This is a genomic window from Streptomyces spiroverticillatus, from assembly GCA_014650415.1.
Taxonomy (GTDB): Bacteria; Actinomycetota; Actinomycetes; order Streptomycetales; family Streptomycetaceae; genus Streptomyces; species Streptomyces spiroverticillatus.
This window is the reverse complement of the sequence record BMUX01000009.1, coordinates 156,409-171,997: the sequence shown is the minus strand read 5'-3', so window position 1 is coordinate 171,997 and position 15,589 is coordinate 156,409. Positions and strand designations below refer to the sequence as shown.

Here is a 15,589-nt window from a genome sequence, read left to right as displayed (position 1 = left end):
GCAAGAAATCGTAAGGGAACATGCGGGGAATGGGATTCGGTGATCGGCCGGATCGGTTGTCGGTGGTGGCCACGCGGTGCATTCCGCCCGACGCGGGAATTCCTGTTTGCCAAGTACGGCCGGCCGGTCAACACCTTGACGTCGATGCGCAGGAGCAGTCCCGGGCTGTCGGGCTCAGCGATCGGGGCGGTCGAAGGTTTCCACGGCGGCACGGAAGGGGCCCGGCTCCGAGGGTGCCGGGTTGAGGAGGACGAGGAAGTCCGGCAGGGCGTGGGGGGACGGGGTGCCGTCCGCAGTGCGGCCGCCCGGTTCCGCCTCACAGTCGATGAGGTGCACCGTGGCCGTGTGGCGGCCGGGGGGGATGCATGGCTTGTTCCGGGCGGTGGGGGAGGCGGACGTCGTGTCCGTACTGCCCCCCCGCGGGGTGGAGGCGAGTCCGTGCGCGACCTGGCGCGGCCGGCGACGGGGTGAGTGTGACGGGCGTCACGGGAACCGAGGGGTGGGTGCGGACAAGAAGAGGTGTGAAGCCGACCTCCGTGCACGCCCGCATCCGTGCGGGCGATCCCGACGTGTTCCGTGAACTCTTCCGTGAGCACTCCGCGTTCGTGTACCGCCACGCCGTCCGGTACAGCGGCGACTGGGACGCCGCGCAGGACGTCGTGTCCCTGACCTTCCTGGAGGCGTGGCGGCTGCGCGAGAAGGTGCGGGACGAGGGGGAGAGCGTACGGGCGTGGCTCCTGGGCATCGCCACGAACGTGCTCCGCAATACGAGCCGGGCGGCGCGGCGGCACCGGGCCGCGATGGGGCGGGTGCCGGTGGTCGAGGACGTACCGGACTTCGCCGAGGGGCTGGTCGGGCGGATGGCTCATGCAGGGCAAGCGGCTGTTGAGTAGAGGGAGTTGGGGCGGGGCGAGTGGGAGGTGTTCACGTCGCTCGGGGCTGCGGCCTGGGCTTGGCCCGGTCGGCGGACCGGGGGCGGGGAACTCAGGCCACCGTGAATTCGGTGTCGCCGAAATCGGCCACCACGCGAAGGCGGCCGCCGAGGGCTTCCACGTACGACCGCAGCGTCGCCACCTCGGTCCTATCGGCGTCACCGTGCTCGATGGCCGACACGCGCGGGGCAGACACCCCCATCGTCGCGGCGACGTCGCGCTGTGTGAGCGACTGCTCGCGGCGTAGTTCGGCGAGGCGGTACGCCCGTACCTCCGCCGTGAGGCGTTCCATGGCGGCCCGCTTCTCCTCGGGGCTGCGCACGGGTAGCCCGGCGGCGCGACGCTCCGCGATCACCTTGCGCTTGGTTTCTTCCCAGTCGACCGTGCTCATTCGTACTCCCTGGTCTCAATCTCGGTCAGGTGCTGCTGGTAGCGCTTCTCGGCGATCGGCACATTGCTCTCGTACCAACGGTGCCAGTCGCCGGCCTTGTCACCGGCCACCAATAGGACGGCGCGGCGCACGGGGTCGAAGGCGAACAGGATCCGGATCTCGCTCGTGCCCGCCGAACCGGGGCGGAGCTCCTTGAGGTGGTGTTGCTCGGCGCCCTTGATCCGGTCGACCAGAGGGCGGCCGAGCGTGGGGCCGAACGTGGCCAGCATGTCGATGGCGTCCGCCACCTGCCCGGCGCTCTCCCAGTCTGTCCGTGCCAGTTCCACGAACCATGTGTCGACCTCAGCCACGAGGACTACTTTCCATTGAGTCACGCGCAAGAAGTTAATGCAAGCGTTAACTTGCCGGGAGGGCGTGTGAGGTCATTCATCCGGGAGAGCGGTCGGACGGAGGATGTTGACCTCCCGGCCCGGCGAGGGACTCACCCCCGGGCCGGGACCCGCAGCTGGGACACCGCTGAGGCGGCCGTGTACTCCGTTTCGCCGGAGGCGATGCGCTGCCGCAAAGCAGTGACCGAGCGGTCGAAGTGGTCCGGGAGGACTCCAGCCTCGCGGGCCGCGTCCGCCATGTTCTGGGCGGCGGCCGCCACCAGGTCGAGGGACTGGGCGTAGGCAGGGGCGGCCGGGGAGTCGATGTCGGCGGCCATCAGCGGGACCATGCTCAGCATGCTCGTCAGCCAGGCGACCAGGTGCGGCGCGAAGTCCGTCGCGGACGTGCCCTTGTGGGAGGTCGCCACCGCTGTCGCGTGGAAGAAGCCCGCGAACATCATGTCCATCGCACTGAGGAGGGCGAGGTCGTAGAGGGCGGCGACGCCCACGTCCGTGCTCAGGTGGTGGGGGGTGCCGAGGACGGAGAGGGTGGGGTGGTGCTGGTCGAAGGGGTCCTGGGCGCCGCTGTAGAAGAGGAAGGCCTCGGGGGTGTCGATCTGGTGGGGTACGGCCATGATTCCGCCGTCGAGGTAGGTCGCGCCGAGGGCCAGTGCCCAGGCTTCCGTCTCGCGGGCCTGGGCGGGGGTGCCGTTGGTGAGGCTCACCAGCGTGCGGCCGTGGAGGGCGCCGGCGGCGGGGGTCAGGAGGGCGTGTTGGGTGTCGTAGTCCAGGACGCAGGAGATCGTGAGGGGGCTCGATTCGATCGCCTCGCGGACGGACGGGGCGAGTGTCGCGCCCCGTGCGACGAGAGGGTCCGCCTTGGCGGGCGTGCGGTTCCAGACCGTGACCTGGTGGCCCGCCGTGAGGAGTGCGTCGGCGAGGGCGTAGCCCATCAGGCCGAGGCCCAGGACCGTCACAGGGGAGGCGGAGGGGGCGGGTGTGGCGTGTGCGGGCATGGCGGAGCTCCCTTGCGGAGGGGGTGGAGTGGGCCCGAGTGGGCTGACTCCAGCTTCGGGGCGCGTGCCGCCGCGCTCAAGTACGTACTAAAAGGTGGGTGGTCGGTGCACCTGGGGGAACCTGCGCACGGGGGGTGGCGGAACGCCGTCGTCCGGGTACACGTACGGGGACGCCGACGAGGAGGACTCATGAGTGACGGGACGGTCGTTCTGCTGGTCCTGGCAGGGCTCGCGGTCGTGGCGATGGTCGTCGTCGCCGTGATCCTGCTGGTCAAGATGGTGAAGGCCCGGAAGCTGCTGAACGAGGCGGGGATTCCGGTCGAGAACAAGTTTCTGTTCTGGGGGGCCGTGGTCTATCTGGTCAGCCCGGTGGACCTGCTGCCCGATCCCGTGCTGCTCGATGACATCGGGATCATGCTGATCGCGCTGCGGTCGCTGTACGCCGCTGCGGAGAAGGCCGGCGTGGGGCGCGGGCGGCGCGAGCAGCCGGTGGTCGTCGAGCGCGCCGACTGGTCGGTGAAGTAAGGGGAGTTGCGGAGGATCCCGGCGGGGGCGGGGCCGCGAACGGACTCTGCCCCGCCCCTTGTCTGACGAAGCGTCAGCTATGACGATGGGGCGGTCGTCGAGTGCGTGACGACCCGTCAGATATGGGGGTCTGTCCATGGTCCGGGTCCTGCCCGAAGGGCGGCTGTCGTACGGGATGCAGCTCCCCGTCCAGTCGCAGAGCGTCATCTACGCGGAGGGGTGGGAAGCGGCGGCGGGCGCGGAAGAGCTCGCCGAGGTGGCACGTGTCGCCGACCGCGGCGGCTTCGCGTACATCGCCGTGTGCGACCACGTCGCCATCCCGCGGCGGCTCGCCGATGCGATGAGCACGGTCTGGTACGACCCGGTGGCCACCCTCTCCTACCTGGCCGCCGTCACCGAGCGCGTGCAGTTGCTGAGTCATGTGGCGGTGGTCGGGCTGCGTCACCCGCTGGCCGCCGCCAAGCAGTACGCCACGCTGGATCATCTGAGCGGCGGGCGGCTGGTGCTGGGGGTCGGGGCCGGGCACGTCGAGGAGGAGTTCGCCGCGCTCGGCGCCGACTTCGCGGGCCGGGGCGCCGTGCTGGACGAGTCGATCGACGCGCTGCGGGCGGCGCTGGGGCCCGAGGAGTTCCCGGAGTTCGCGGGGGAGCGGTACGCGTTCAGCGGCCTCGGGCAGCGGCCGCGTCCGGCGCGGGAGCGGGTGCCGGTGTGGGTGGGCGGGTCCTCGCCCGCCGCCGTACGGAGGGCCGCCGTACGCGGGGACGGGTGGCTGCCGCAGGGCGACCCGCGCGACAAACTCCCGTACCAGATAGAGAAGTTGCGGAGCTTGCGGGCGGAGGCCGGGGTCACCGACCCCATCGAGATCGGGGCCATCGCCGAGCCCCTGTACGTCGGCGAGCCCGGCTGGGAGGTCGGCCGGCGCACCCTCACCGGCAAGCCGGACGCCCTGGCCGAGTCGCTGCGGGCGTACCGCGCGATGGGCGTGGACCAGATCCAGGTGCGCTTCCGCAGCCGCAGCGTCACCGAACTCACCGACCAGATGGCGGCGTTCGCCGCGGAAGTGGCCCCGCTGCTGTCGCAGTGAGGGATCTACCGAAGGAGTGTGCGGGGCATGGGCAAGCTGGACGGGCGCGTCGTCGTCGTGACGGGCGCGGCACGCGGGCAGGGCGAGCAGGAGGCGCGGCTCTTCGCGGCGGAAGGTGCGAAGGTCGTGCTCGGGGACGTACTGGACGACCAAGGGGCAGCCCTGGCCAAGGAGTTGGGGGAGGATGCTGCTCTGTACGTCCACCTCGACGTGAGCCGCGAGGAGGACTGGACGGCGGCCGTCGCCGCCGCCAAGGACGCCTTCGGGAGGATCGACGGCCTGGTCAACAACGCGGGCATCCTGCGCTTCAACGAGCTGGTGAACACCCCGCTGGAGGAGTTCCAGCAGATCATCCAGGTCAATCAGGTGGGTGCCTTCCTCGGGATACGGACCGTCGCCCCCGAGATCGAGGCGGCGGGCGGCGGGACCATCGTCAACACTGCCTCGTACACGGCCATGACGGGCATGGCGTACGTCGGGGCCTACGCAGCCACCAAGCACGCGATCCTCGGGCTGACCCGGGTCGCGGCGATGGAGCTGGCGGCGAAGGGGATCCGGGTGAATGCCGTGTGTCCGGGGGCGGTGGACACGCCGATGACCAACCCGGCGTCGCTGGACCCGGGTGTGGACGCGGAGGCGGCGGCGGCCGGGGTGGCGGAGCTGTACAAGAAGCTGGTGCCGCTGGGGCGGATCGGGCGGCCGGAGGAGGTGGCGGCGCTGGCGCTCTTCCTGACGTCGGAGGACTCCTCGTACATCACCGGGCAGCCGTTCGTGGTGGACGGGGGATGGCTCGCGGGGGTCTCCGTCCTGTGAGGCGGTCCCGCGAGGCAGTATCTGATGGGTCGTCAGTATTGACGGTCCCGTGGTGCGGTGGAACAGTCGGTCGCGTAGGAACTGACGGAGCGTCAGAAAACACCAAGGACGGTGAACTTCAGTGGAGTTCGGTCTCTTCGTGCAGGGTTACGTGCCTGCCGCGCGTGCCAAGGTCGACCCCGAGGCGGAGCACAAGGCTCTGATCGAGGAGACCGAGTACGTCATCCAGGCGGACAAGTCGGGGTTCAAGTACGCGTGGGCGAGCGAGCACCACTTCCTGGAGGAGTATTCGCACCTCTCGGCGAATGACGTCTTCCTGGGGTATCTCGCGCACGCGACGGAGCGGATTCACCTGGGGTCGGGGATCTTCAATCCGCTGGCGCCGGTGAACCACCCCGTGAAGGTGGCGGAGAAGGTCGCCATGCTGGACCACCTGAGCGGGGGGCGGTTCGAGTTCGGCAGCGGGCGGGGGGCCGGGTCGCACGAGATCCTGGGCTTCATGCCGGGGATCACGGACATGAACCACACCAAGGAGATCTGGGAGGAGACGATCTCCGAGTTCCCCAAGATGTGGCTCCAGGACGAGTACGAGGGCTTCCAGGGCAAGCACTGGTCGCTGCCGCCGAGGAAGATCCTCCCGAAGCCGTACGGGAAGGCGCACCCGGCGATGTGGTACGCGGCGGGGTCGCCGTCGTCGTACGCGATGGCGGGGAAGAAGGGGCTCGGGGTGCTGGGCTTCAGCGTCCAGAAGGTCTCCGACATGGAGTGGGTCGTCGAGTCGTACAAGACGGCGGTGAAGGACGCGGAGCCGGTGGGGGCGTTCGTCAACGACAACGTCATGGTGACGTCGACGGCGATTTGCGCCGAGACGCACGAGAAGGCGGTGCAGGTGGCGGTGAACGGGGGGCTGAATTACCTGCAGTCGCTGTTGTTCCGGTACCACGACACGTTCCCGCGGCCGGAGGGGATTCCGGAGTGGCCGGAGCTGCTGCCGGAGTACAGCGAGGAGATCATCGAGCTGCTCATCGCCGAGGAGTTGATGATCTGCGGGGATCCGGACGAGGTGCTGAAGCAGTGCCGGCGGTGGGAGCAGGCGGGGGCGGACCAGTTGTCGTTCGGGCTGCCGATCGGGGTGTCGCCGGAGGACACGATGAACACGATTCGGTTGATCGGGGAGCATGTGATTCCGAAGATCGACACGGATCCGGTGCACAGGACCTCGCGGATGCGGCAGGGGTAGTTCGGGGGGTTCCGTGCGGGGTGGCCTTGTGGGGCCGGTTCCGTGCGGGGCGGTGGGTGGCTGGGGTCACTGGCGGGGGCTCTGCCCCCGAACCCCGGCCCGCCTTCGGCGGGTTGGTGCCCCAGCCCCGCCCCTTCACCTAAACCAGCGGGGCTGTGGACGGGTTCCGTGCGGGTGCGTTGTGGCTGGTCGCGCAGTTCCCCGCGCCCCTGGAGTGCCTGCCCTTCGGGCGGCACGTCAGGCATCTCAGCCCGTCCGGCGTTTGAGGACGCGCGGCGAAGCCGTGCAGGGGGCAAGGGGCGTAGCCCCGGTCTGGGACAGCACCCCACGAAGCCCCGCAGGGTTTAGGTGAAGGGGCGGGGCTGGGGCGAAAACACCCCGGTGCCGGGCGCGGCACAACCCCGGGCCCCGCCGCAGCCACCCACCACCCCCACCCCGACGCCCCCCACGGCCCCCGGCCCCGTACCCCAACCCAGGGGCCCGGGGCCGCACCCCGTAAAGCCCCGAGGCCGTACCCCGTAAAGCCCACCCGGGCCTCGGGGCCCACGGGGCCGCCCCCGAGAGAAAGACGACCCCCCGAAAGGACCCCCATGCTCGACCACCTCATCCGCAACGCCACCCTCGTCGACGGCACCGGCACCCCCTCCCGCCCCGCCGACCTCGGCATCCGCGACGGCCGCATCGCAGCAATCGCCGAGCCGGGCTCGATCCAGGAGGAAGCCCGTAGCGAGGAAGACGCCACCGGCCTCATCCTCGCCCCCGGCTTCGTCGACCCCCACACCCACTACGACGCCCAGCTCTTCTGGGACCCCTACGCCACCCCCTCCCTCAACCACGGCGTCACCACCGTCGCCGGCGGCAATTGCGGCTTCACCCTCGCGCCCCTGCACCCCGACCGCCCCGAGGACGCCGACTACACGCGCCGCATGATGTCCAAGGTGGAGGGAATGGCCCTGGCCGCCCTCGAAGAGGGCGTCGACTGGTCCTGGTCGACCTTCGCCGAATACCTCGACGCCCTCGAAGGCCGCATAGCCGTCAACGCGGGCTTCATGGTCGGCCACTGCGCGCTCCGCCGCTACGTCATGGGCCCCGACGCGGTCACCGACCGCCAGCCCACCAAGGCCGAACTCGCCGAGATAGTGGGCCTGTTGCACGACGCCATGGACGCCGGAGCCTGGGGCTTCTCCACCACCCAGTCCTCCACCCACTCCGACGGCGACGGCAAACCGGTCGCCTCCCGCCACGCCCGCCCCGCCGAACTCCTCGCGCTCAGCAAGGCAGTCGGCGAACACGAAGGCACCCAGATAGAGGCCATCGTCGCGGGCTGCCTCGACCAGTTCGACGACGACGAAATCGACCTCTTCGTCGAGATGAGCGCGACCGCAGGCCGCCCCCTCAACTGGAACGTCCTCACCATCGACGCCGCCGTCCCCGAACGCGTCCCCCGCCAGCTCCTCCCCAGCGAACGCGCCCGCAAGGCCGGCGGCCGCATCGTCGCCCTCACGATGCCGATCCTCACCCCCATGAACATGTCGCTGGGCACCTTCTGCGCCCTCAACCTCATCCCCGGCTGGGGCGAAATCCTCTCCCTCCCCGTCCCCGAACGCATCACCAAGCTCCGCGACCCGGACATCCGCACCGAAATGCTCCGCCGCGCGAACTCCAAGGAAGCGGGCGTCTTCCGCCGTCTCGCCGACTTCGGCCGCTACGTCATCGGCGACACCTACAGCACCGCGAACCACAACCTCTCCGGCCGCGTCGTCAACGACATCGCCGCCGAACGCGGCCAGGACCCCTTCGCCTGCCTCGTCGAGATCTGCGCCAACGACGATCTCCGTACGGTCCTGTGGCCCATGCCCACCGACAACGACCCCGCCTCCTGGACCCTGCGCCGCGAGACCTGGACCCACGAGGACGTCATGCTGGGCGGCTCCGACGCGGGCGCCCACCTGGACCGGATGTGCGGGGCCCCGTACACGACCCGCTTCCTCGGCGACTGCCTGCGCGGCCGCAAGCTCCTGCCGCTCGAAGCAGCGGTGAAGATGCTCACCGACGACCCCGCCCAGCTCTTCGGCCTGCGCGAACGCGGCCGTATCGAGGAGGGCTTCCACGCCGACCTGGTCCTCTTCGACCCGGAACGCATCGACGCGGGCCCCGCCACCCTCGTACACGACCTCCCCGGCGACAGCCCCCGCCTGGACTCCAAGGCGATCGGCATCGTCAGCGTCCGCGTCAACGGCGTCGAAACGATCCGCAACGACCAGATAACCGGCGCGGTCCCGGGCACGGTCCTGCGTTCCGGCCGCGACACGAGGACGGTGAGCACCACATGACGCGCACCCAGAGCCTGTTGATCAACGGAGAATGGACAGCCCCCGCCTCCGGCCACTACGAAGTCATCAACCCCGCCACCGAGGAAGTCGTCGGCCTCGCCCCCGAGGCGAGCAAACAGCAGGTGTACGAGGCCGCAGCCGCCGCCCGCGAGGCCTTCACCACCTGGTCCCGGACCCGCCCCGAAGAGCGCGCGGCCATCCTCGACCGGGCCGCCGACATCATCCGCCGCGAGTCGGACCCGTACACGACGCTCGCCCAGGCCGAGACCGGAGCCACCACCGGCACCGCACGCGGCATGCAGGTCGCCGTCGGCGAGGCCCGCTTCCGTCGCTACGCGAAGGGCGCGCTGGAGCCGACCGAGACCGCGATCCCGCCGCAGATCAACGAAGCGGGCCCGATGGGCAAGGCGGGCATCTTCGGCGCGCTCGAAGTGCGCCAGCCGGTCGGCGTCGTCACCTGCATCACCTCCTACAACAACCCCTGGGCCAACCCCTCCGGCAAGATCGCTCCCGCCCTCGCCATGGGCAACACGGTCCTGGTCAAGCCCGCCCCGCAGGACCCCCTCTCCGTCTTCCGCATGGCCGAAGCACTGACCGAGGCGGGCCTGCCGCCCGGCGTCCTCAACGTCGTCAACGGCCGGGCGGTCGCCGTCGGCGAGGCGGCCGTCGACTCCCCGGACGTCGACATGGTGAGCTTCACCGGCAGCACGGACGTCGGCCGCCGCATCGCGGAGGTCTGCGGCCGAGGCATGAAACGCCAGCTGATGGAACTGGGCGGCAAGGGCGCGGCCCTCGTCCTCGACGACGCGGACCTCGACTCGGCGGCCATGGGAATCGGCACCACCTTCTCCTTCTACAGCGGCCAGATCTGCACGGCTCCGACCCGCGTCCTCGCCCAACGCGCCGTCTACGAACCCCTGTTGGAGAAGCTCCAGGCCTACATCGGCTACATGAAGGTCGGCGACCCGACCGCACCCGGCACCGTCGTCGGCCCGGTCATCTCCGCCGCCCACCGCGACCGTGTCGAGTCGTACATCGAGCTGGGCAAGAAGGAGGGCGCCCGCCTGGTCGCAGGCGGCGAACGCCCGCCCCTGGACCGGGGCTTCTACATCTCCCCCACCCTCTTCGCCGACTGCACCAACGACATGCGGATCGTCCGCGAGGAAATCTTCGGCCCGGTCGTCGTGGTCGTCCCCTTCGACGACGAAGAAGAAGGAATCGCCCTCGCCAACGACAGTGACTACGGCCTGATCGACTACGTCTGGTCGGGCGACGTCTCGCGTGCCTTCCGCATCGCCCGCCGCCTCCGCGCAGGCGGCGTCGGCGTCAACACCATCGGCCGCAACATGGAGGCCCCCTTCGGCGGCTTCAAACAGAGCGGAGTGGGCCGCGACGTGGGCTCCTACGCCCTGCACGCCTACAGCGAGCTCCAATCGGTGGTCTGGCCGGGCTGACCTGCGGCTTCCCGGAGGTCGTGGCGGATGCGGGCAGCCTTTCCGTGCACGACCTCAGGGGGCAGGCCGCGCTGCTGCGGTACGTAGGGCTGGCTGCGGCACGGGCGGCAGAGGCCGCCGGGCAGTGCGGCGGGGGCTCCGGGTGTGCCGCACTCGGCGCACTCCATGATGAGCACGCCCTGGCGGGGTGCGGGCAGTGGCGGCGGCAGTTGCTTGATCAGCTTGGCCTGCACGAAGGCGAAGGGGCTGTGCACGACCTTCGGCAGCAGCAGCGCCACGGTGTTCATCAGCCGCTCCTCGGAGGCGCCCCGCCGGAACCACTCGGCGGCGTACGGCACCAGTTCCCGGCAGGCGTTCTCGGACAGCGTCAACTCCGGTACCCGGTGCGCGAGGCGGGCGAGGGCGACGTACGCCCGCTCCTCGGCCTCCTCCTTCTCGGGGATCTGGTTCTCCGTGCTCTCGCCGCATACGAATGACCGCCACCAGGCGTCCGGCCTCGCTGTCCGTGTGAAGTACGTACGTTGCACCCACCGCACGGTGTTGTCCTGGCCCCACAGTGCTTCCCGGAATCGCCGCAGGTGACCGGCTTCTGCGAGGTTGCGCAGGGCGGAGGCGATCGCGGTCTGGCCGTGGGCGGCGATCTCGCGGGCGAGGGTCTTGATGCTGATGTCGGACCCGTCGGGCAGCCGGTCGATGTACTCGGCGATGCCCGCTTCACGGGGCGGGAGGTGCGCGAACGAGGTCTGGTGGCGCGGCTCTTGGTCGGGCGCGGACTGCTTTCCGAAGCCGGTTACGGCCATGGGGTGTGCGGGAGCGTGCGGGGCAGGACTAAGCTGCTCAACAGCCATTAGCTGATCGCCTCCTGTAAGGCTTGTATCGCGGTGGTCAGGCCTCCGTGTGGTGCGGGCTAGCACCCACGGGGGCCGATCTGTTGAGACGCACCGTACACGTCCGCAACCCATGGTCGCGACACGGTCACAAATAGTCATATCGCGTCAGCCGTACGGGAGTTGGGCCGCACGCGGGCCGCACGAGGGCCCATCGCGCGCACGTGTACGCGCCCGCCCGCGACCGGGGTGGGTGGTCGGGTAAAGCCTCACCATCCGTTCCCCAGAGAATGCCGCTCGACCCTGGATTCTCGAATCTCGCGGGCCCGGTGCGGTGTGAGGGCCTACTCCGGTGTGAACTCGTACTGGAGCTCGTAGAGGTGTCCCGCCTTGACCATCACGGTTGCCTCGATGGGGCGTTCCGCGTCGCTGAGGACCACGCGCAGGGTGCGCAGGACCGGAAGGTTGCCGGGGAGGCGCAGGGCGGTGGCCTGGTCCTGGGTGGGGACACGGGCCGAGACGTGGTCGATGCTCAGACGGGGCGGGAAGCCCAGTTCGGCGAGCAGGGCGGGGGTGCCGCCCCGGATCTTGCAGCGCTCGGCGATGGGGGTGCCCCGGGCGATGTCGGCGGGGTAGTAGGAGGCGACCAGTTCCACCGGTTCGTCGTCCAGGGTGAGGAGTTGGCGGCGCAGTACGGCGGTCTCGCCCTGCGCCAGGCCGAGGCGGGCGGCGACGTCGGCCGGGGGTGCGGTCTCGGTCACGTCGAGGAGGGTGCTGTGCGGGTTCGCCCCGAGCTTCGAGGTTTCGGTGAGCCAGCGGTACGGTTCGCCCGCCGGGGCCGGGGCCATGTACGAGGCGGGCCGCATTGTCCGCTGCCGGTGCTCCCGTACGGTGACCGCCGAGCCTGCGCGGCCGACGGCCAGCCCCTCCTCCTTGAGGAGTTGGAGCGCCTTCTGCACGGTGGCGCTGGACGCGTCGAACCGCTCCTTGAGCTGCGCGGTCGAGGGCAGCTTGCCGCCCGGCGGCAGGTCGCCGCTCATGATCTCGTCGCGCAGGTCGGCGGCGATCCGCTCGTGGAGGGGTCGGCGGTCGGCGGCGGCGGTGTCGGTGCGGGGCACGGTCATCCGATCCTGATCTCGTAGTGCAGTCGCTGGCTGAGGGCGGGCATCAGCATCACATCGACCTGGATCGGCCGGTCGTCCGCGTCCAGGGTGACGCGGGTCAGCCGGAGCACGGGCTCGTCCGGGCCCATGCGGAGGGCCTCTCGCTCGGCCTCGTCCGGCATGCGCGCGGTGACTTCCTCGCGTACACGCACACCGACGTGCCCGAGTTCGGCAAGCAGCGTCACTGCGCCGCCTCGGATCTTGGCCGTTCCGGCCAGACGAGTGCCCAGGGCGATGTCGGCCGGGTAAAAGGTGTCGGTCAACTCGATCGGGTTGCTGTCCAGTTGGATGATGCGGCGGCGCGTGACCACGGGTGCGCCGGCGACGATGCCGAACAGCTCCGCCACCTGCTCCGGGGCCGGGGCTTCACCTGCCTGAACGATGGTCTGCGTACCCCTGCGTCCAGTGGCGGCGGCCTCTGCGGACCACGCGTCGGACTGGCCCTTCGTGCGTGGCGCGAGGTACGGCGTCGATGTGCTGCTGGTCCACTCGTTACTGCTGCTCACGGCGTTCCTCCCGTACGGCCTGCGAATCCCCTCGCGCCTTACAGCTTCGCACCGGGCGCTCCTCACCCTAAGTGGGACCTCTCGCTAAATCTTCCCACTATTCGTGAATAGCAGTAAGGTTGGGCTGTCGTGAAGCCACCTTTGATGGGCGGTAGGTATGCAGCAGACGTCGACAGTAATGAGCCCGCCCGTGCACCTGGGGCTTCCGCTGGAGGCCCCGAAGCCCGCCGAGGGGTGCGGTGTCTGTGCCGTGCTCGTGCGGCAGCGGGACCGGGCCCGGGAGGAGTTCGACCACTCGGCGGTCACCGATGCGGATGTCGAGCTGCGCAATCATCCGCACGGGGAGCGGGGGTGACCCCGGCGGCCGGTGCCGGTTCCGGCCCGGGGGCCGGGCACCTGTCGGCGTCTGACGACACGTACCCGTTGATGACGATGCGGGTGTCCCGCGACGGCGGGCGGACCTGGCCCGAGACGCAGGTGTTCCGGAGCGGGGACCGGCTCGCGCCGGTGCCGAGCGGGGCGTGGCCGCTGTGCCGGTGCGCTCGGTGCAGGGGGCAGGGTCGGAGTGGGGGCTCCGCCGAGTAGGGGAGGGGCGTACCCGTGAAGGTGCTGCCGGTCTACGGCAGCCGCGTACAGATCACGCCCGAGGGCGTGTGCCACTTCTCGCGCGGCAAGTGGGCGGCCTCGTACGGCCAGGGGGAGGGGCCGTGAGACTCGCCCCCCGACACCCAACAGGTCGTTTGTCCCGGACCCTTGACTGACTGTCAGCAGAAGGTCATTCTCGACGGGACCTACGCGCGAGTAACGACCGGTAACAGCAACAGGTCGTCAGTCGGCGCGTCACCGTCCCGGACCGAAGGCAGCCCGGATGACCCCCCAACGCAGACATGGCCTCTTCGCCGCAGTCGTGACCCTCCTGCTGACTCTCGGCGTGGCCTCCCCACAGGCCGCCGGCGCCGACAGCCCCTGGTGGGAGCCGACCGCGCGGCCCGCCGCCGACTCGCAGATCAACGTCACCGGCGAACCCTTCAAAGGCACCGACGCCCAGGGCAAGGTGCGCGGATTCGTCGACGCCCACAACCACGTGATGTCCAACGAGGGCTTCGGTGGCCGCATCATCTGCGGCAAGCCCTTCGACGAGGCCGGTGTCGCCACCGCCCTCAAGGACTGCCCCGAGCACTACCCCGACGGCGCGCTCGCGCTCTTCGAGAATGTGACGGGCGGCGCGGACGGGCACCACGACCCCGTCGGCTGGCCCACCTTCAAGGACTGGCCCGCCCACAACTCCCTGAGCCACCAGCAGAATTACTACGCCTGGCTGGAGCGCGCCTGGCGCGGCGGGCAGCGGGTGCTCGTCAACGACCTGGTCAGTAATGGGTTGTTGTGTTCGATCTATGCGCGCGACCGTGGGTGCGACGAGATGGAGTCGATCCGGCTCCAGGCCCGCAAGACGTACGAGATGCAGGCGTACGTCGACAAGATCTACGGCGGCCCGGGCAAGGGCTTCTTCCGTATCGTCACCGACTCCGCGCAGGCCAGGAAGGTCGCCGAGCAGGGGAAGCTGGCCGTGGTGCTCGGGGTCGAGACCTCCGAGCCCTTCGGGTGCAAGCAGATCCTCGACGTCGCCCAGTGCGGGAAGGACGACATCGACAAGGGGCTCGACGAGCTGTACAAGCTCGGGGTGCGGAGCATGTTCCTCTGTCACAAGTTCGACAACGCGCTGTGCGGTGTGCGGATGGACAACGGGACCATCGGTACGGCCGTGAACATCGGGCAGTTCCTGTCCACGGGTACGTTCTGGGCCACCGAGCAGTGCGCGGGTCCGCAGCAGGACAACCCGGCCGGGAACGCCCAGGCCCCCGCCGAGGTGACCAAGCTGCTGCCCCCGGGCGTCAAGGTCCCCGCCGACAACGGCGGCAAGTGCAACACCCGCGGCCTCACCGGCCTCGGCGAGTACGCCGTCAAGGGCCTCATGAAACGCAACATGATGCTCGAACTCGACCACATGAGCGTGAAGGCCGCCTCGCGGACTCTTGATCTGCTGGAGTCCGCGAACTACCCGGGTGTGCTGTCCAGCCACAGCTGGATGGACGACAGCTGGCTGGAGCGCCTCTACCGCCTCGGCGGCTTCAAGGCCTCGTACATGTCCAGCGCCGACAGCTTCGCCAAGGAGTCCGAGGGGACCAGGCCGCTGCGTCAGAAGTACGGTGTCGGCCTCGGTTACGGCACCGACATGAACGGCGTCGGCGGCTGGCCCGCCCCCGGCGGCCCGGACGCCCCCAACGCCGTGAAGTACCCCTTCCGCAGTGCCGACGGCGGCTCCGTCATCGACCGCCAGAAGACCGGCGAGCGCACCTGGGACTTCAACACCGACGGCGCCGCCCACGTCGGCACCGTGCCCGACTGGGTCGAGCAGATCAGGCTCAGCGCGGGCCAGGCGGGCAAGGACACCGTCCAGGACCTGATGAGCGGCGCCGAGTCCTACCTCACCACCTGGAAGGCGACCGAGACCCACAAGGCCTCCGCCAACCTCGCCGCCGGAGCCCCGGCCTCCGCCAGCTCCGCCGAGTGGAACCCCTTCACCAGCTTCGCCGCCGGACGCGCCGTGGACGGCGACCTCGGCACCCGCTGGGCCAGCGACTGGTCCGACGGGCAGTGGCTCCAGGTCGACCTGGGCGCCACCCGCACCGTCGGCCGGGTCTCCCTGGAGTGGGAGAAGGCCTACGCCCGCGGCTACCGCATCGAGGTCTCGGACGACGGCAAGGCATGGCGGTCCGTGTGGAGCACGGACAAGGCGGACGGCGGGCTGGACACGGCCGTGTTCGCCCCGGTGCAGGCCCGCTACGTCCGTATGTACGGCACGGCACGCGCCACCAAGTACGGGTACTCGGTGAAGGAGGCCTCGGTCTTCGCCGGGTGACCTTCAACTCCCGTACC

General features: G+C 70.0%; 15 protein-coding genes. 9 read left to right on the top strand and 6 right to left on the bottom strand.

Annotated features, from left to right (window positions below):
* Positions 1–521 precede the first annotated feature (521 nt).
* The gene (locus IE269_RS24165) at positions 522–893 is read left to right on the top strand and encodes an RNA polymerase sigma factor (protein ID WP_308436977.1); all 372 of its coding nucleotides are present in this window, start codon (positions 522–524) and stop codon (positions 891–893) included.
* 91 nt (positions 894–984) lie between these two features.
* On the opposite strand, the gene IE269_RS24160 is transcribed toward IE269_RS24165, so the two are convergent.
* The 3 genes from IE269_RS24160 to IE269_RS24150 all read right to left on the bottom strand — a co-directional run bounded on the left by IE269_RS24160 (position 985) and on the right by IE269_RS24150 (position 2,707).
* Positions 985–1,323: an XRE family transcriptional regulator gene (locus IE269_RS24160; RefSeq protein ID WP_189825214.1), complete on the bottom strand. Its 339-nt coding sequence runs from the start codon at positions 1,321–1,323 to the stop codon at positions 985–987.
* Positions 1,320–1,673, bottom strand: a complete 354-nt coding sequence (locus IE269_RS24155) for a type II toxin-antitoxin system RelE/ParE family toxin (RefSeq protein WP_229898182.1) — start codon at positions 1,671–1,673, stop codon at positions 1,320–1,322. The genes IE269_RS24160 and IE269_RS24155 overlap by 4 nt, the downstream gene beginning before the upstream one ends.
* 131 nt (positions 1,674–1,804) lie before the next feature.
* On the bottom strand, positions 1,805–2,707 hold the full coding sequence (locus IE269_RS24150; RefSeq protein ID WP_189825212.1) for an NAD(P)-dependent oxidoreductase: 903 nt from the start codon (positions 2,705–2,707) through the stop codon (positions 1,805–1,807).
* Between the two features lie 189 nt (positions 2,708–2,896).
* On the opposite strand from IE269_RS24150, the gene IE269_RS24145 reads away from it, so the two are divergent.
* From IE269_RS24145 to IE269_RS24120, 6 genes are all read left to right on the top strand, one after another.
* Positions 2,897–3,232 carry a YkvA family protein gene (locus tag IE269_RS24145; RefSeq protein ID WP_189825211.1) on the top strand — a complete coding sequence of 112 codons (336 nt, stop codon included), beginning with the start codon at positions 2,897–2,899 and terminating at the stop codon, positions 3,230–3,232.
* A 136-nt stretch (positions 3,233–3,368) separates the two neighbouring features.
* Complete coding sequence (locus IE269_RS24140; RefSeq protein WP_229898181.1) at positions 3,369–4,316, top strand: LLM class F420-dependent oxidoreductase; 948 nt, start codon at positions 3,369–3,371, stop codon at positions 4,314–4,316.
* A gap of 27 nt (positions 4,317–4,343) precedes the next feature.
* On the top strand, positions 4,344–5,129 hold the full coding sequence (locus tag IE269_RS24135; RefSeq protein WP_189825210.1) for an SDR family NAD(P)-dependent oxidoreductase: 786 nt from the start codon (positions 4,344–4,346) through the stop codon (positions 5,127–5,129).
* A 121-nt stretch (positions 5,130–5,250) separates the two neighbouring features.
* Positions 5,251–6,369, top strand: a complete 1,119-nt coding sequence (locus tag IE269_RS24130) for an LLM class flavin-dependent oxidoreductase (RefSeq protein ID WP_189825209.1) — start codon at positions 5,251–5,253, stop codon at positions 6,367–6,369.
* A gap of 590 nt (positions 6,370–6,959) precedes the next feature.
* Positions 6,960–8,702, top strand: coding sequence for an N-acyl-D-amino-acid deacylase family protein (locus IE269_RS24125; protein ID WP_189825208.1), 1,743 nt, complete (start codon positions 6,960–6,962; stop codon positions 8,700–8,702).
* The gene (locus IE269_RS24120; RefSeq protein ID WP_189825207.1) at positions 8,699–10,156 is read left to right on the top strand and encodes an aldehyde dehydrogenase family protein; all 1,458 of its coding nucleotides are present in this window, start codon (positions 8,699–8,701) and stop codon (positions 10,154–10,156) included. The genes IE269_RS24125 and IE269_RS24120 overlap by 4 nt, the downstream gene beginning before the upstream one ends.
* On the opposite strand, the gene IE269_RS24115 is transcribed toward IE269_RS24120, so the two are convergent.
* The 3 genes from IE269_RS24115 to IE269_RS24105 all read right to left on the bottom strand — a co-directional run bounded on the left by IE269_RS24115 (position 10,120) and on the right by IE269_RS24105 (position 12,652).
* The gene (locus IE269_RS24115; RefSeq protein ID WP_189825206.1) at positions 10,120–10,956 is read right to left on the bottom strand and encodes a hypothetical protein; all 837 of its coding nucleotides are present in this window, start codon (positions 10,954–10,956) and stop codon (positions 10,120–10,122) included. The two genes, IE269_RS24120 and IE269_RS24115, sit on opposite strands and share 37 nt — an antisense overlap.
* 371 nt (positions 10,957–11,327) lie before the next feature.
* Complete coding sequence (locus IE269_RS24110; protein WP_189825205.1) at positions 11,328–12,107, bottom strand: GntR family transcriptional regulator; 780 nt, start codon at positions 12,105–12,107, stop codon at positions 11,328–11,330.
* Entirely contained in the window at positions 12,104–12,652 is a 549-nt protein-coding gene (locus tag IE269_RS24105; RefSeq protein ID WP_189825204.1) for a GntR family transcriptional regulator, read from the bottom strand. The genes IE269_RS24110 and IE269_RS24105 overlap by 4 nt, the downstream gene beginning before the upstream one ends.
* A gap of 190 nt (positions 12,653–12,842) precedes the next feature.
* Here IE269_RS24105 and IE269_RS24100 point away from each other — a divergent pair, with 190 nt between their 5' ends.
* On the top strand, positions 12,843–13,007 hold the full coding sequence (locus IE269_RS24100; RefSeq protein WP_229898180.1) for a hypothetical protein: 165 nt from the start codon (positions 12,843–12,845) through the stop codon (positions 13,005–13,007).
* 513 nt (positions 13,008–13,520) lie between these two features.
* On the top strand, positions 13,521–15,572 hold the full coding sequence (locus IE269_RS24095) for a galactose-binding domain-containing protein (protein WP_189825202.1): 2,052 nt from the start codon (positions 13,521–13,523) through the stop codon (positions 15,570–15,572).
* Positions 15,573–15,589: the final 17 nt, after the last annotated feature.

Bases quoted from the DNA above. Each gene is read 5' to 3' on its own strand.
- IE269_RS24160 (WP_189825214.1), bottom strand. From the start codon at position 1,323: ATGAGCACGGTCGACTGGGAAGAAACCAAGCGCAAGGTGATCGCGGAG.
- IE269_RS24150 (WP_189825212.1), bottom strand. From the start codon at position 2,707: ATGCCCGCACACGCCACACCCGCCCCCTCCGCCTCCCCTGTGACGGTC.
- IE269_RS24145 (WP_189825211.1), top strand. From the start codon at position 2,897: ATGAGTGACGGGACGGTCGTTCTGCTGGTCCTGGCAGGGCTCGCGGTC.
- IE269_RS24140 (WP_229898181.1), top strand. From the start codon at position 3,369: ATGGTCCGGGTCCTGCCCGAAGGGCGGCTGTCGTACGGGATGCAGCTC.
- IE269_RS24135 (WP_189825210.1), top strand. From the start codon at position 4,344: ATGGGCAAGCTGGACGGGCGCGTCGTCGTCGTGACGGGCGCGGCACGC.
- IE269_RS24125 (WP_189825208.1), top strand. From the start codon at position 6,960: ATGCTCGACCACCTCATCCGCAACGCCACCCTCGTCGACGGCACCGGC.
- IE269_RS24120 (WP_189825207.1), top strand. From the start codon at position 8,699: ATGACGCGCACCCAGAGCCTGTTGATCAACGGAGAATGGACAGCCCCC.
- IE269_RS24115 (WP_189825206.1), bottom strand. From the start codon at position 10,956: ATGGCCGTAACCGGCTTCGGAAAGCAGTCCGCGCCCGACCAAGAGCCG.
- IE269_RS24110 (WP_189825205.1), bottom strand. From the start codon at position 12,107: ATGACCGTGCCCCGCACCGACACCGCCGCCGCCGACCGCCGACCCCTC.
- IE269_RS24095 (WP_189825202.1), top strand. From the start codon at position 13,521: ATGACCCCCCAACGCAGACATGGCCTCTTCGCCGCAGTCGTGACCCTC.